We start from the raw sequence: 15387 nt of genomic DNA on the forward strand, positions 1-15387 counted from the left end.
CGATGGCAGTGTCAGTCAATACAACAGGTACTGGATGCGGCGCAATCACGCGCGAGCCCGCGCCTGCATTTTTCATGATGTGCAGGCAAAAAAAAGACCTCCCGAAGGAGGTCTTTTTCATCACGCCGCGTTACGCAGCGCTACCGGATCAGCAGCTGTAGTACAGCTCGTATTCCAGTGGGTGTACGAAGGTGCGTACTTTGATTTCTTCTGCGCTTTTCAGCTCGATGTAGGCATCGATGAAGTCGTCGCTGAATACGCCGCCTTTGGTCAGGAACGCACGGCCCTTGTCCAGCTCTTCCAAGGCTTCTTTCAGGCTGCCGCACACTTGTGGGATCTCTTTGGCCTCTTCAGGCGGCAGGTCGTACAAGTTTTTGTCGGCGGCGTCGCCAGGGTGGATCTTGTTCTGGATACCGTCCAGGCCGGCCATTACCAGGGCAGCGAAGGCCAGGTACGGGTTGGCTGCTGGATCCGGGAAGCGTGCTTCGATACGGCGAGCGCGAGGGCTGGACACGTAAGGAATACGGATCGAGGCAGAACGGTTGCGAGCCGAGTAGGCCAGCATCACTGGTGCTTCGAAACCTGGGACCAGACGCTTGTAGGAGTTGGTCGACGGGTTGGTGAAGCCGTTCAGGGCCTTACCGTGCTTGATGATACCGCCGATGAAGTACAGGGCGGTGTCGGACAGGCCGGCATAACCTTCGCCAGCGAAGGTGTTCTTGCCTTCCTTGGCGATGGACAGGTGAACGTGCATACCCGAACCGTTATCGCCGTACAGTGGCTTAGGCATGAAGGTAGCGGTACGGCCGTAGGCCACGGCAGTGTTGTGTACGCAGTACTTCAGGGTCTGAACTTCGTCAGCCTTGGCAACCAGGGTGTTGAACTTCACACCGATTTCGTTCTGGCCGGCAGTGGCCACTTCGTGGTGGTGCACTTCGATGACCAGGCCCATGTCTTCCATGGCGTTGCACATGGAGGTACGGATTTCGTGGTCGTGGTCGAACGGTGGAACTGGGAAGTAGCCGCCTTTGATACCTGGACGGTGGCCATGGTTGCCGCCTTCCACGTCCTGGTCGGACATCCAAGAACCTTGCTCGGAGTAGATCTTGAACATCGAGCCGGAGATGTCGGACTTGAACTTGACTTGGTCGAAGATGAAGAATTCTGGCTCTGGGCCTACGAATACGGTGTCACCGATACCGGTGGACTTCAGGTATTCCTCGGCACGCTTGGCGATCGCACGTGGGTCGCGGTCGTAGCCCTGCATGGTCGAAGGCTCGATCACGTCGCACACCAGGATCAGGGTGGCTTCTTCGGTGAACGGGTCCAGTACGGCAGTGCTGTCGTCCGGCATCAGGATCATGTCGGAAGCTTCGATGCCTTTCCAGCCGGCGATGGAGGAGCCGTCGAACATTTTGCCTTCTTCGAAGAAAGCATCATCCAGCGCGTCGCGAGCCGGCATGGTCACGTGGTGCTGAGTGCCTTTTGTGTCCGTGAAGCGCAGATCAATCCATTTAACGTCATGATCTTTGATGAGTTGAACCGACTTCGACATGGTGTCCTCCGGGTGGCTTCGGGCTGGGGTAGTGGAGTTAGCCCTTAGAATGTGGGTGATGCCGGCGCGGATACTCCGCCATGGCAACCTGCCTCACAAGAGAGCAAATTGCATGCCAGTGCGCCAACATGGCCTTTTTGCTTCAAAATGGCCCCTATAAAGGTGCAATCCGCTGAAACGGAATAAATAACGCACTGCAATGTAGCGTTAATTTCTGTAAATGACCCGTTTTGGTGCGTGAAGCGGCTGATGCATATTAACTGGTTAAACCTTGAGCGATTTCCGCTATAATCCGCGCCCCCCTTTTTCGGCAGGCCCTGCGCGCGCTGTTTCCATGAAATTAATCGTTAAAGTCTTCCCCGAGATCACCATCAAGAGCCGACCGGTACGGACGCGTTTCATCCGTCAGTTGGCCAAGAACATCCGTGCCGTGCTCCGCGATCTGGACCCGGCTGTGGTGGTGAACGGCGTGTGGGACAACCTCGAGCTGGAAACCCGCGTAACCGACGCCAAAGCCTTGAAGGATATGACTGAGCGCCTGAGCTGCATGCCGGGCATCGCGCATTTCCTGCAGGTCGATGAGTACCCGCTGGGCGACTTCGACGACATCACCGAAAAGTGCAAGCAGCACTACGGAAACGCGCTGGAAGGCAAGATCTTTTCGGTGCGCTGCAAGCGTGCCGGCAAGCACCCGTTTAGCTCCATGGATGTCGAAAAATACGTCGGCAGCAAGCTGCGTCGCGAGTGCGGCGCCGCCGGAATTTCCCTCAAGGCGCCGCAAATTGAAGTGCGCATGGAAATTCGCGACCAACGGTTGTTTGTGATCCACAGCCAGCACGACAGCATCGGCGGCTACCCGCTGGGCGCCCTGGAACAGACCCTGGTGCTGATGTCCGGCGGTTTCGATTCCACGGTGGCGGCCTACCAGATCATGCGTCGCGGCCTGATGAGCCACTTCTGCTTCTTTAACCTGGGCGGGCGTGCACACGAATTGGGCGTGATGGAAGTCGCGCACTTTATCTGGAAGAAGTACGGCAGCTCCCAGCGCGTGCTATTTGTGAGCGTACCGTTCGAGGAAGTGCTGGGCGAAATTCTCGGCAAAGTCGATAACAGTCATATGGGCGTAGTATTGAAGCGTATGATGTTGCGCGCTGCGTCCAGAATCGCCGATCAATTGCAGATCGACGCGCTGGTGACCGGTGAAGCGATCTCCCAGGTGTCCAGCCAGACGCTGCCGAACCTGTCGATCATCGATTGCGTCACCGAGAAGCTGGTCTTGCGCCCGCTGATCGCCAGCCACAAGCAGGACATCATCGACCTGGCAGAGCAGATCGGCACCGCTGACTTTGCCAAGCACATGCCCGAGTACTGCGGGGTCATCTCGGTGAACCCCAAGACCCACGCCAAGCGTCACCGCGTGGAGCATGAAGAAAAAGAATTCGACATGGCGATTCTGGAGCGTGCGCTCGAGAACGCCAAGCTGGTCCCGATCGATCGTGTCATCGATGAACTGGGCCAGGATGTGCAGATCGAAGAAGTCAGCGAAGCCCTGGCCGGCCAGATCGTCGTCGACATCCGTCACCCGGATGCCGCTGAAGATGAGCCGCTGGAGATCGCTGGCATCGACGTACAAACGCTGCCGTTCTATGCATTGAACGCGCGTTTCAAGGAACTGGATAACAGCCGTCAGTACCTGCTGTATTGCGACAAAGGCGTGATGAGTCGCCTGCATGCTCACCATTTGCTCAGTGAGGGGTATGCCAATGTGCGCGTTTATCGACCGAGCTAAGAGCCCGGGGCTGTTTGCCTGTGGCCTGCGTCACCGGCCCCCCGACTCTGCCGTCAAGCTGTAACGGCAAGGCCTGACTCTACTGTTAATCGCTGCCACGACCTGTCAGCACACCGAATCCTCTGATCGAGATACACAAGTGATCGAAAATCTACGTAACATCGCCATCATTGCTCACGTTGACCATGGTAAAACCACCCTGGTAGACAAACTCCTGCGTCAATCCGGCACCCTGGAGCGCAACGAGCTCAACGACGAGCGCGTGATGGACTCCAACGACCAGGAAAAAGAGCGCGGTATTACCATCCTGGCAAAAAACACCGCTATCAACTGGAACGGCTACCACATCAACATCGTGGATACCCCGGGCCACGCCGACTTCGGCGGCGAAGTAGAACGCGTAATGTCGATGGTTGACTCCGTTCTGCTGCTGGTTGACGCTCAAGACGGCCCTATGCCGCAAACCCGTTTCGTGACCAAGAAGGCGTTCGAAGCCGGCCTGCGTCCGATCGTGTGCATCAACAAGGTTGACCGTCCAGGCGCGCGTCCGGACTGGGTTCTGGACCAGATCTTCGACCTGTTCGACAACCTGGGTGCTACCGAAGAACAGCTGGACTTCAAAGTCGTCTACGCCTCGGCCCTGAACGGTATTGCCGGTCTGGACCACACCGACATGGCTGAAGACATGACCCCGCTGTACCAGTCTATCGTCGACAACGTACCTGCGCCGGCTGTTGACCGTGACGGTCCGTTCCAGATGCAAATCTCCGCACTGGACTACAACAGCTTCCTGGGTGTTATCGGCGTTGGCCGTATCGCTCGTGGTCGCGTCAAGCCGAACACCCCGGTTGTCGCTATCGGCGCCGACGGCAAGAAGCGCAACGGTCGTATCCTGAAGCTGATGGGTCACCACGGTCTGCACCGCATCGACGTTGAAGAAGCGGCTGCTGGCGACATCGTGTGCATCAGCGGTATGGACTCGCTGTTCATCTCCGACACCCTGTGCCACCCGGACGCTGTCGAGGCGATGAAGCCTCTGACCGTCGACGAGCCAACCGTTTCCATGACCTTCCAGGTAAACGACTCGCCATTCTGCGGTAAAGAAGGCAAGTTCGTGACCTCCCGTAACATCAAGGAGCGTCTGGACAAAGAGCTGCTGTACAACGTTGCTCTGCGCGTTGAAGAAGGCGACTCGGCTGACAAGTTCAAGGTTTCCGGCCGTGGTGAGCTGCACCTCTCGGTACTGATCGAAACCATGCGTCGCGAAGGCTTCGAAATGGGCGTTGGTCGTCCTGAAGTGATCATCCGTCAGGTTGACGGCGTGAAGCAGGAACCGTTCGAAAACGTGACCATCGACACCCCTGAAGAATCCCAGGGCAAGGTTATGGAAGAGATGGGCCTGCGTAAGGGCGACCTGACCAACATGGTGCCGGATGGCAAGGGCCGTGTACGTCTGGAATACAACATCCCTGCTCGTGGTCTGATCGGTTTCCGTAACCAGTTCCTGACCCTGACCAACGGTGCTGGCATCCTGACCTCGATCTTCGATCGCTACGACACCATGAAGTCCGGCGACATGTCCGGCCGTCAGAACGGTGTTCTGGTATCGGTTGAAACCGGCAAGGCACTGACCTACTCCCTGGAAACCCTGCAGGCGCGTGGCAAGCTGTTCGTTGAACACGGTCAAGAGATCTACAACGGCCAGATCGTTGGTCTGAACAGCCGTGACAACGACATGGGCGTCAACCCAACCAAAGGCAAGAAGCTCGACAACATGCGTGCTTCGGGTAAAGACGAAACCATCGCCCTGGTTCCACCTGTTCGCTTCACCCTGGAACAGGCCCTGGAATTCATCCAGGACGACGAGCTGTGCGAAGTGACACCGAAGTCGATCCGCCTGCGTAAGAAGATCCTGGACGAAGGCGAGCGTACCCGCGCTGCCAAGAAAGCCAAGAACTGAGTTAACTCAGGCTGAATGAAAAACGCCCCCGGTCGAAAGGCCGGGGGCGTTTTTTTATGCCTGCTTATTGGCGGCGCCGGCGGCTTTTGTGGCGAGCGGGCTTGTTGTGGTGAGCGGGCTTGCCCCGCGTTGGGCTGCGAAGCGGCCCCAAACCCATACACCTCGGTTTGCCTGAAACAACGCACCGATTCCTGGAGGGGCTGCTGCGCAGCCCAACGCGGGGCAAGCCCGCTCGCCACAACAAGCCCCCCATCACAACAGGCTCGTTCATCACAGCGAGCTCGTTCATCAGAGCAGGCCCGCTTGCCAAAGGGGTGGGTTTTGGATCAGAACTTGTCGAGGGTCTTGAACTTGGTTTCGCGCACCACTTCCTTCGGCTTGTACGCGCAATACCCTGGGCGCGGGCCGATCTTGGGGTGGTTGCGGCAGGTGTCCGGGCGCTTGTCATAAATAGTGCAGAAACGCGTCTTACGATCCAGGTACAGGCAATCGTTGTTGCTCATGCGCTGCAGGGTGAATATTTCCGACTTGGAATTGAAGCGCTCGACGATGCCTTCCTTCTGCAAACGCTTGGCGATGTTCTTCGGCGGGTCGCCGCGCTCGAACTCATCGACGATGCCAATGCGGATCAGGTCCTTGATCTTCACCTCGACCGGCAGCGTGCAGCAGCTGGACACGCAGCCACCGCACATGTGGGCGGAATATTTCTGCCAGGTCTCGAGACGGTCGAGTTCCGCGGCGGCGATCAGTTGAGGCTTCATCAGGGTTCCAAGGTGGGGCGATATCCGGGCGCGCGATCATACCGGGATTGGTGATTTTTTGAACAGTATTTTGCAGATTTCATCTCCAACGGTGCGCCAGGGGAAAGCAGGCACGGCCCCTGCATCTAATTCCCGCAAAGGTGAATGAGTTAAAAAACTGCCGAACCAGAGCGTCTACCGTCTGTCAGACCGTCTAGGCTCTAGCAACTCCTTCTATCTCGCCCGAGGTCGCATTTGATGTCTCAGGAACCACTTGCACGAGAAGCAGAGGTAGCCGCATTTCGCGATGCCGTCTTGACCAAACTCACCTACGCGGTGGGCAAGGACCCGGATCACGCCTTCGACCATGACTGGTTCGAAGCCATTGCCCTGGCCGCCCGCGACCAGATGGTCGACCACTGGATGGACCACACGCGGCGGATCTACCGCAAGGGCCAGAAGCGGGTGTATTACCTCTCGCTGGAATTCCTTATCGGTCGCTTGCTCTACGACAGCCTGAGCAACCTTGGCGTGCTGGAAATTGCGCGCGAAGCCCTGTCCGAGCTGGGCGTGGACCTGGAGCGCATCCGCCTGCTGGAGCCCGACGCGGCGCTCGGCAACGGCGGTCTGGGCCGTCTCGCGGCCTGCTTCATGGAGAGCATGTCGACCCTGGGCATTGCCGGCCATGGCTATGGCATCCGCTATGAACACGGCCTGTTCCGCCAGGCGATTGTCGATGGCTGGCAGCAGGAGCAAACCGAACGCTGGCTGGATTTCGGCAACCCGTGGGAATTCGAACGCGCCGAAGTGATTTACCCGATCGGCTTTGGCGGCAGCGTCGAAACCCTGGCGGATGCGTCTGGCAAGATGATTCAGGTGTGGTCGCCCAACGAAACCGTGCGCGCCGTTGCCTACGACACCCCGGTGGTCGGCTGGCGCGGCGCCAGTGTGAATACCCTGCGGTTGTGGCGTGCGCGGGCGGTGGAAGACCTGCACCTGGAGCGCTTCAACGCCGGTGACCACCTGGGCGCGGTGGCCGAAGTGGCCCGCGCCGAAAGCATCTCGCGCGTGCTTTACCCGGCCGACAGCACCGAAGCGGGGCAGGAATTGCGCCTGCGCCAGGAATATTTCTTCGTCTCGGCCTCGCTGCAGGACCTGCTGCGCCGCCACAAGAACATGCACGGCTCGGTGCTGAGCCTGGGCGAGCACGCGGCGATCCAGCTCAACGACACCCACCCGTCCATCGCCGTCGCCGAGTTGATGCGCCAGTTGGTCGACCTGCACGACATTCCATGGGAAGCCGCCTGGGATGTCACCGTCGAAACCTTGTCGTACACCAACCACACGCTGCTGCCCGAGGCGCTGGAAACCTGGCCGGTCGGCCTGATGGAACGCATGCTGCCGCGGCACATGCAGATCATCTACCTGATCAACGCCCAGCACATCGACTCGCTGCGCGCCAAAGGCATCCACGACTTTGACGTGCTGCGCGCGGTGTCGCTGATCGAAGAAGACAACGGCCGTCGCGTGCGCATGGGTAACCTCGCGTTTCTCGGCTCCCACAGCGTCAACGGCGTGTCCGGTTTGCACACCCAGTTGATGCGCAGCACGGTGTTTTCCGAATTGCACAAGCTCTACCCGGAGCGCATCAACAACAAAACCAACGGCATCACCTTCCGCCGCTGGCTGTACCAGGCCAACCCCAAGCTCACCTCGATGCTGGTGGAGGCGTTGGGCCCGGACATTCTCGACAAGCCCGAAGAGCGCCTGGTGGAGCTTGAGCCCTTTGCCGAGAAACAGACCTTTCGCAAGGCGTTTGCCGAGCAACGGCTGCACAGCAAGCGGGCATTGGCCGACATCATTCATGAGCGGTTGGGAATCGCGATCAACCCGGCGGCGATGTTCGATGTGCAGGTCAAGCGCATCCACGAGTACAAGCGCCAACTGCTGAACCTGTTGCACACCGTGGCGCTGTACCAGGCGATCCGTGCCGAACCTGGTACCGACTGGGTGCCGCGCGTGAAGATCTTCGCGGGCAAGGCGGCGGCCAGTTATCACCAGGCCAAGTTGATCATCAAGCTGACCAACGACATTGCGCGCACTGTCAACAATGACCCGACCGTGCGCGGTCTGCTCAAGGTGGTGTTCCTGCCCAACTACAACGTCAGCCTGGCGGAAAGCATCATCCCGGCGGCGGACTTGTCGGAGCAGATTTCCACCGCCGGCTTTGAAGCCTCGGGCACCAGTAACATGAAATTTGGCCTCAACGGCGCGCTGACCATCGGCACCATGGACGGCGCCAACGTGGAAATGCACGAGCGCGTGGGCGCCGAGCACATGTTTATCTTCGGCCTCAGTGCGCAGCAGGTGGAAGCCCGCAAGCACGCCGGGGAATTCAACGCCGGGCCGGAGATTGCCGCATCGCATCGGCTCAACGATGTACTGCAGGCGATTCGCGGTGGGGTGTTCTCGCCGGATGACCCGGGCCGTTATGTCGGCCTGATCGACGGGCTGGTCGACTACGACCGCTTCCTGGTGTGTGCCGACTTTGATTCCTACTGGGACGCCCAGGCGCGGGTCGAAGCGCATTGGCACGACTCCAAGGCATGGTGGCGTTCGGCAGTGCTGAATACGGCGCGGATGGGTTGGTTCAGCTCGGACCGGACCATCAGGGAGTACGCGACCGAGATCTGGAAAGCCCTCGACTAAACATCGCTGACCTGAACATGTGTGCGGGTTTATGTGGGCGCTGGCTTGCCTGCGATAGCATCACCTCGGTGTGACTGATACGCCGACGTGTCTGCATCGCGGGCAAGCCCGGCGCCCACATAAGCGTGCTTCCACATGGGGTCTGCGTCGATATACTAGGCGCCAGTTCGCCCGCCTCGGGCTGCTTAGGGATATCGACCATGCAATGGATTTTCATGCTGATTGGCCTGGTGCTCGGCTGGACGCTCGATGAGTCGTTCACCGATGCCGGTTTCGGTGCGCTGTTGGGGTTGGGCGTGGGTCAGGCGATTCGCCTGGCGAAGCTCTCGGCCCAGGCGGATCAGCAGGCACGTCAGTTGGAAACCACGCAGAAAGCGCTGATCGCGCTGGGTGAGCGCCTGCGGCAATTGGAAGTGCCCACGCCGGCCAGCCCTGTGAGTGTCGAACCGCTTATCCCTGAGCCGACGCCTGTCACCCAGGCTCCTGAGCTTGTGTGGGAGTTGCCGGCAGAAGCAGAAATAGCCCCCGCCGCTGCGGCTGTCGAAGCCAGCCAACCGCTGCCGGATGACGTGTGGACCCCCGCGCCCACGCCGCGCCCCCAGGAACCTGAAATCCCCCGCGGCCCCAGCCTGATCGAACGCGCGATCAGCGGCGCACGCAATTGGCTGTTTGGCGGCAATACCGTGCTGCGTGTCGGCGTAGTGCTGTTGTTTCTCGGCCTGGCGTTCCTGCTGCGCTACGCCACCGAAGGCATGGTCGTGCCGATCGAACTGCGTTACGCCGGCGTTGCCGCCGCCGCATTGGGCCTGCTGGGCCTGGGTTGGTGGCTGCGGCTGCGCAACAGCAACTACGGGCTGATGCTGCAGGGGACCGGCATTGCGGTGCTGTACCTGACGGTGTTTGCCGCGATGCGCCTGCACCCCTTGATCGACCCGAGCGCGGCGCTGGGGCTGTTGGTGGCGGTCACGGTGTTCTCGGCGATCCTGGCGATTACCCAGGATGCGCTGGGGCTAGCCTGCGCGGCGGCGCTGGGCGGCTTTGCGGCGCCGATCCTCACCTCAACCGGTGCCGGCAACCATGTGGCGCTGTTCAGTTATTTCGCCCTGCTCAACGCCGGCATCCTTGCCATCGCGTGGTTCAAAGCCTGGCGCCTGCTCAACCTGATCGGTTTTGCCGGCACCTTTGGCATTGGCTTCGCCTGGGGCATGCGCTCCTACACGCCCGAATTGCTGTGGAGCACCGAGCCGTTCCTGATCCTGTTTTTCCTGATGTACCTGGCCATCGGCCTGTTGTTCGCCCGGCGCACATTGCTGGAAATGCGTGACGCGCCCGACGATGACAGCCGGGCTGCGCTGCTGCGTTGGTCGCTGGCCAAGGGGCACTATGTCGACGGCAGTATGCTGTTTGGCCCGCCGCTGGTGGGGTTCGGCCTGCAGTTCGCACTGGTGCAGCACCTGGAGTTTGCCGCTGCGTTCAGCGCGTTGGGCCTGGGGATCATCTACATGGGCCTGGCTCGCCTGTTGGGTGGCGGGCGCGCGTTGCTGCTGGCGGAAACCTGCCTGGCGCTGGGGGTGATCTTTGCCAGCCTGGCCATTCCGTTGGGTCTCGACGCGCGCTGGACCGCCGCCGCCTGGGCGGTCGAAGGCGCCGGGATCTTCTGGCTTGGCTTGCGTCAGGAGCGGCCCTTGGCGCGTGCCTTCGGCTTGTTGCTGCAAGTGGGTTCGGCGTTGGCATTCCTCAGTGAGCTGCGCATCGGCGAGCACACCTTGCTCGACGGCGCCCCGCTGGGGGCGCTGCTGCTCGGCGCGGCGTTGCTGTTCAGCTTCGACCAATTGCGCAAGGCCTCGGCGCAGCAGTCTGCAGCGTGGGAGCGCAAAGGCCTGCCCGTGTTGGCGAGCCTGGGCCTGGGCTTTTTGTACCTGCTTGCACCGTTCTTTTTGCTGACCCAAGGCACCGCGATCAGTTGGGCAATCGCCGGTCTGGTGACGCTGTTCGTCGGCCTGCGCATCGGCTCGCGCACCTTTCTGTTCACGGCATTCGCGGTGCAGTTGCTCGGCGGTGCTGTGTTCCTGCTGCGCTTGCAAGGCGGTGACGGCGCGGCGGTCTTCAATGCGGGCTGGAGCGGTTTGCTGACCGCCTCGCTGATCGGCCTGGCCTTGATCGGCGGCATGCTGCTGGCGGCCCGCGATGATAGCGTGCGCGGTGACGTGCGCTTGCTGCGCGGGCTTTCGGTGGTGCTGCTGGCCGGCTTGGTGCTGATCAACCTCGCGGTGCTGTTCGTGTTGCCGTGGGAAAGCGCCAGCGCGGTGTGGGCGGCCAGTGGCGTGCTGATCATCTGGCTGAGCCTGCACTTGCAGCAGCGCGTCAGTTTCGTCTTTGGCCTGCTGTTGCAGGTGATCGGAGGTAGTGCGTTCCTGCTGGCGGTGCCGCAACTGCTGGGGCCGTTGACCAGCGAGGGCTTGCGGCCGCTGGCCCACAGCGGGTTCTGGACACCGATGGTGCTGGGCCTGGCTGCCCTGGTCGGCGCCTGGCGTTTGCAACGTGAGCCGCATGCGCCGGTGTTCGCTGTGCTGAAGCTGCAGCGTCTGTCCGACCTGCTGTTGGTGTGGGGCGCGGCCTGGTGGACGCTGGCGTTGGTAGGTGAAGTGCTGCGGTTTCTTCCTGACGAGCTGCAGGGCCCGGCCTTGCTCGGCATCGCGGCGCTGAGCGTGGCGATCTGGGCGCTGCTGGCGGCGCGGCTGCACTGGGCGTCGCTCGGTGTGCTATGCGCCTTGCTGATGCCGGCGGCGGGCGTGGTGCTGCTGGTCTCGGCGCACAACTACTATCACCCGGCGGCGCACTACGGCTGGCTGGCTTGGCTGGCGGTGTTCGCGGTGCACTTCATTGCATTGCGGCGTCTGGCGGCGAGTGTGCCGGCCAGGGTGCTGAGCGTGGCCCATGTGCTGGGCTGCTGGATGCTGATCGGCGTGCTGGCGCTGGAGCTGCGTTACGGCCTGTTGCGGCTCTCGAGTGAATACAACGCCTGGCGCTGGCTGGGCTGGGCGATGCTGCCCAGCCTGTATCTGGTGCTGGCCGCCGCGCCGCGCACCTGGCCATGGCCAGTGGCGGCGTACCCGCGTGAGTACCGTGTGCTGGCAGCCTTGCCGCTGGCGGTGCTGATGCTCGGCTGGTTTTGGCTGGCGAACAGCTTCAGTGACGGCACGGCGAACCCTTTGCCCTATGTGTCTTTGCTCAACCCGTTGGACCTGGGCCTGCTGTTTGCGCTGCTGGGTGTGTACCTGTGGTCGCGCAGCGTGGCGCCGCAACGTGGGCCGCGTGCCGAGTTGATCGCCCAGGGTGTAGCGGGCGTTTCGCTGTTTGCCTTCTTCACCGCGTTGGTGATGCGCACGGCCCACCATTGGGGCGGGGTGCCTTTCCATTTGGATGCGTTGCTGGCGTCGATGCTGGTACAGGCCGGCCTGTCGATCGTCTGGACCCTCATCGCCCTCGGCTTGATGATCGGTGGCCACCTGCGCCATCGTCGTGAAGTGTGGTTGATCGGGGCGGTGTTGATTGCGGTAGTGGTCGCCAAACTGTTCTTTGTCGAACTGAGCAACCGCGGCGGTCTGGCGCGGATCGTGTCGTTCATCGGCGTGGGCGGGCTGTTGCTGGTGGTGGGCTACTTTGCGCCGCTGCCGCCCAAGCGTGCCGAACCTGTATTGGAAACTGAAGGAGCAGCCTCTTGATCGGTAAGTTGAGCATGATTGCGGTGGGCTTGTGTACGACGTTGGCCGTGTGGGCGCAGGAAACCCCGGCCGATTTCACCACCCAGGTACCGCTGGCGGTGAGTGGCAACGGCCCTTGGTATCGCCTGGAGTTGCCCCTCGCCGTGCAGTTGGCCGCGCGCCAGGCTGACCTGAGCGATGTGCGCGTGTTCAACGCCGCCGGCGAGCCGCAAGCCTATGCGCTGTCGCGCCAGACCTCCGAGCGCACCGAAAGCCGCAACATCACTGACGTGAAGTGGTTCCCGCTGTACGCCTCCGATACCCGTGACGCTTCGCCTGGCGTGACGATGAAAGCCACTACGGCGGGCACGCTGGTGGAAATCAAACCCTCGAGCGGCGCGAAGCCCGGCAAGCAGGTATTGCGCGGCTGGGTGCTGGATGCCAGCGCGATCAAGGCGCCATTGCAGCAGTTGAGCCTCGACTGGAGCCGCGACCACGAGGGCTTCCAGCGCTTCAGCATCGAAGCCAGCGATGACTTGCAGCACTGGGAATCCTGGGGCGATGGGCAGGTGGCACGCTTGTCGTTTGCCGATGAGCGAGTCGAGCAGCATGACGTCAGCTTGCCAGGGCAGTCCGCACGCTACCTGCGCCTGATGTGGCAAGGCCAGGCGGCGCCGCGCCTGACCTCGGCCAAGCTGGTGAGTGCATCGAGCAGCAGTCTGCCGCTGCCGTTGGTGTGGTCGCAGCCGTTGGCGGGGTCGCGGCTCAAGGCGGGGGAGTACAGTTGGCAGTTGCCGGTGGGGCTGAATGTCGAGCGCTTGCGGGTTGAATTGAAGCAGCCCAACACCTTGGCGCCGGTGACCTTGGCAGGGCGGCGGGACAGCCAGCAGGCCTGGCAACCGTTGAGCAATGGCTTGCTGTACCGCCTGACCCAGAACGGCCAGGACGTGGTGCAGGATGAGCTGCGTTTGCCTGGCCAGGTGGTCAACCAGCTGAAATTGCAGGTGGACGAGCGCGGCGGTGGCCTGGGCGTTGAAGCACCGGCCCTGCGTTTTGCCGTGCGCGCCACGCAGTTGGTGTTCCTGGCGCGGGGTGAGCCGCCGTTCACGCTGGCGTTGGGCAATGCCTCGGTGAAGGCGGCGAACCTGCCGCTGTCGACGCTGATTCCCGATTACAGCGCCGCGCGCGTCAAGGCGCTGGGCCAGGCTACGTTGTCGACGGAGGTGGTGGTCAAATCGCCGGCCGTGGTGGCGCCGACCGAGGCCGGCACCGACTGGAAGAAGCTCGGCCTGTGGGCCGTACTCCTGCTGGGTGTGGCGGCGCTGGGAGGCATGGCCTACAGTTTGCTGCGCAAGCCGCCGGTGGCACGTTAAATAAAGTCCATGAACTCTATTGGGTTTAAATCCTCTGATAGGAGGAAATACGCCCCGACTCGCGTTAAACTGCGCGGGTTTTTAGCCCCCCCCATTCTCCGGAGCCTTCCATGTCCCGCGTTACCTTGAGTCGCTATTTGATTGAGCAGACCCGCAGCAACAACACGCCTGCCGATCTGCGCTTCCTTATCGAAGTGGTGGCGCGTGCTTGCAAGGAAATCAGCCACGCCGTCTCCAAAGGCGCACTGGGTGGTGTCCTGGGCAGCATGGGCACTGAAAACGTGCAGGGCGAAGTACAGAAGAAGCTCGACGTACTCTCCAACGAGATCCTGCTCGAAGCCAACGAATGGGGCGGTCACCTGGCCGGCATGGCGTCCGAAGAAATGGACAATGCCTACCAGATTCCGGGCAAATACCCGAAAGGCGCCTACCTGTTGGTATTCGACCCGCTGGACGGTTCGTCGAACATCGACATCAATGCCCCGGTCGGCACCATCTTCTCGGTACTGCGTTGCCCGAACGAATACCTGAGCCAGAACGAAGCCTTGAACGAAAAGGCCTTCCTGCAGCCAGGCACCGAGCAGGTCGCTGCCGGCTACGCGATCTACGGCCCGCAGACCATGCTGGTGCTGACCCTGGGCGACGGCGTCAAGGGCTTTACCCTGGACCGTGAAATGGGCAGCTTCGTACTGACCCACGAAGACATCTCGATCCCTGCCTCGACCCAGGAATTCGCGATCAACATGTCCAACCAGCGTCACTGGGAAGCCCCGGTACAGCGCTACGTCAACGAGCTGATGGAAGGCGAGGAAGGCCCGTTGAAGAAGAACTTCAACATGCGCTGGGTGGCTGCGATGGTCGCTGACGTACACCGCATCCTGACCCGTGGTGGCCTGTTCATGTACCCACGCGACAGCCGCGAGCCATCCAAGCCAGGCAAGCTGCGCCTGATGTACGAAGCCAACCCGATGTCGTTCCTGGTAGAGCAGGCGGGCGGTGCGTCCACCGACGGCCACCAGCGCATCCTCGACATCCAGCCTGAAGGCCTGCACCAGCGTGTGGCGGTGTTCCTGGGTTCCAAGGAAGAAGTTGAGCGTGTGACGGCCTATCACAAGGCATAACCCACGGCGATAAATTATCGGCCGTGTTGTGAGCTGGTTCACCGTTAAAGAAGCCCCGAAACGTTTCAGCGTTTTCGGGGCTTTTTTGTTTTCGTTCGTCGGGAACCAGACACCTCTTTTCCCTTCTAAGCTTCTGGCAGATACCCAAGCTGCTTCGTCCCTCCAGGAGTTTTTCCATGTCGTTACGCCGTCTCGCTTTGCTGGCTTTTTGCGTGCTGTTGGCCGCTTGCAGCAAGGTCAACCAGGAAAATTACGCAAAGTTGTCGGCTGGCATGGCCAAGGCCGAGGTGGAGTCGCTGCTGGGTAAGCCGACCGATTGTTCTGGCGCACTGGGCATGTCCAGCTGCACGTGGGGCGATAAAAACAGCTTTATCAGCGTTCAATATGCCGGTGACAAAGTTCTGATGTTTTCCGGGCAAGGCCTGAAGTAAACCGG

General features: G+C 61.1%; 9 protein-coding genes. 7 read left to right on the forward strand and 2 right to left on the reverse strand.

Annotation, left to right across the window (positions count from 1 at the left end; genetic code table 11):
* Positions 1-148: 148 nt before the first annotated feature.
* Positions 149-1555 carry a type I glutamate--ammonia ligase gene (gene glnA, locus BBG20_RS02135; RefSeq protein WP_065899824.1) on the reverse strand — a complete coding sequence of 469 codons (1407 nt, stop codon included), beginning with the start codon at positions 1553-1555 and terminating at the stop codon, positions 149-151.
* Positions 1556-1889: 334 nt separating this feature from the next.
* Here glnA and thiI point away from each other — a divergent pair, with 334 nt between their 5' ends.
* Together thiI and typA are read left to right on the forward strand one after the other, a co-directional pair.
* The gene (gene thiI / locus BBG20_RS02140; RefSeq protein ID WP_065899825.1) at positions 1890-3344 is read left to right on the forward strand and encodes a tRNA uracil 4-sulfurtransferase ThiI; all 1455 of its coding nucleotides are present in this window, start codon (positions 1890-1892) and stop codon (positions 3342-3344) included.
* A gap of 139 nt (positions 3345-3483) precedes the next feature.
* On the forward strand, positions 3484-5304 hold the full coding sequence (gene typA, locus BBG20_RS02145; protein ID WP_058423717.1) for a translational GTPase TypA: 1821 nt from the start codon (positions 3484-3486) through the stop codon (positions 5302-5304).
* A 326-nt stretch (positions 5305-5630) separates the two neighbouring features.
* Here typA and BBG20_RS02150 read toward each other — a convergent pair whose 3' ends face one another.
* Positions 5631-6065, reverse strand: a complete 435-nt coding sequence (locus tag BBG20_RS02150; protein ID WP_017529542.1) for a YkgJ family cysteine cluster protein — start codon at positions 6063-6065, stop codon at positions 5631-5633.
* A gap of 237 nt (positions 6066-6302) precedes the next feature.
* Here BBG20_RS02150 and BBG20_RS02155 point away from each other — a divergent pair, with 237 nt between their 5' ends.
* The 5 genes from BBG20_RS02155 to BBG20_RS02175 all read left to right on the forward strand — a co-directional run bounded on the left by BBG20_RS02155 (position 6303) and on the right by BBG20_RS02175 (position 15382).
* Positions 6303-8753, forward strand: coding sequence for a glycogen/starch/alpha-glucan phosphorylase (locus BBG20_RS02155; RefSeq protein WP_065899830.1), 2451 nt, complete (start codon positions 6303-6305; stop codon positions 8751-8753).
* 200 nt (positions 8754-8953) lie between these two features.
* Positions 8954-12478 (forward strand): DUF2339 domain-containing protein, encoded by a 3525-nt coding sequence (locus BBG20_RS02160; RefSeq protein WP_065899832.1) that lies wholly within the window; start codon positions 8954-8956, stop codon positions 12476-12478.
* Positions 12478-13830 carry a DUF3999 domain-containing protein gene (locus BBG20_RS02165; protein WP_065899923.1) on the forward strand — a complete coding sequence of 451 codons (1353 nt, stop codon included), beginning with the start codon at positions 12478-12480 and terminating at the stop codon, positions 13828-13830. The genes BBG20_RS02160 and BBG20_RS02165 overlap by 1 nt, the downstream gene beginning before the upstream one ends.
* A gap of 110 nt (positions 13831-13940) precedes the next feature.
* Positions 13941-14951, forward strand: a complete 1011-nt coding sequence (locus BBG20_RS02170; RefSeq protein WP_065899834.1) for a class 1 fructose-bisphosphatase — start codon at positions 13941-13943, stop codon at positions 14949-14951.
* Positions 14952-15127: 176 nt separating this feature from the next.
* Positions 15128-15382 (forward strand): hypothetical protein, encoded by a 255-nt coding sequence (locus BBG20_RS02175; protein WP_017849914.1) that lies wholly within the window; start codon positions 15128-15130, stop codon positions 15380-15382.
* Positions 15383-15387: the final 5 nt, after the last annotated feature.

The sequence above is a fragment of the Pseudomonas aylmerensis genome (assembly GCF_001702265.1).
GTDB classification, from domain to species: Bacteria; Pseudomonadota; Gammaproteobacteria; order Pseudomonadales; family Pseudomonadaceae; genus Aquipseudomonas; species Aquipseudomonas aylmerensis.

What these genes read in the sequence shown, in the direction of transcription:
- glnA (WP_065899824.1), bottom strand. Translation starts at nt 1,555, where the DNA reads ATGTCGAAGTCGGTTCAACTCATCAAAGATCATGACGTTAAATGGATT.
- thiI (WP_065899825.1), top strand. Translation starts at nt 1,890, where the DNA reads ATGAAATTAATCGTTAAAGTCTTCCCCGAGATCACCATCAAGAGCCGA.
- BBG20_RS02150 (WP_017529542.1), bottom strand. Translation starts at nt 6,065, where the DNA reads ATGAAGCCTCAACTGATCGCCGCCGCGGAACTCGACCGTCTCGAGACC.
- BBG20_RS02155 (WP_065899830.1), top strand. Translation starts at nt 6,303, where the DNA reads ATGTCTCAGGAACCACTTGCACGAGAAGCAGAGGTAGCCGCATTTCGC.
- BBG20_RS02160 (WP_065899832.1), top strand. Translation starts at nt 8,954, where the DNA reads ATGCAATGGATTTTCATGCTGATTGGCCTGGTGCTCGGCTGGACGCTC.
- BBG20_RS02170 (WP_065899834.1), top strand. Translation starts at nt 13,941, where the DNA reads ATGTCCCGCGTTACCTTGAGTCGCTATTTGATTGAGCAGACCCGCAGC.
- BBG20_RS02175 (WP_017849914.1), top strand. Translation starts at nt 15,128, where the DNA reads ATGTCGTTACGCCGTCTCGCTTTGCTGGCTTTTTGCGTGCTGTTGGCC.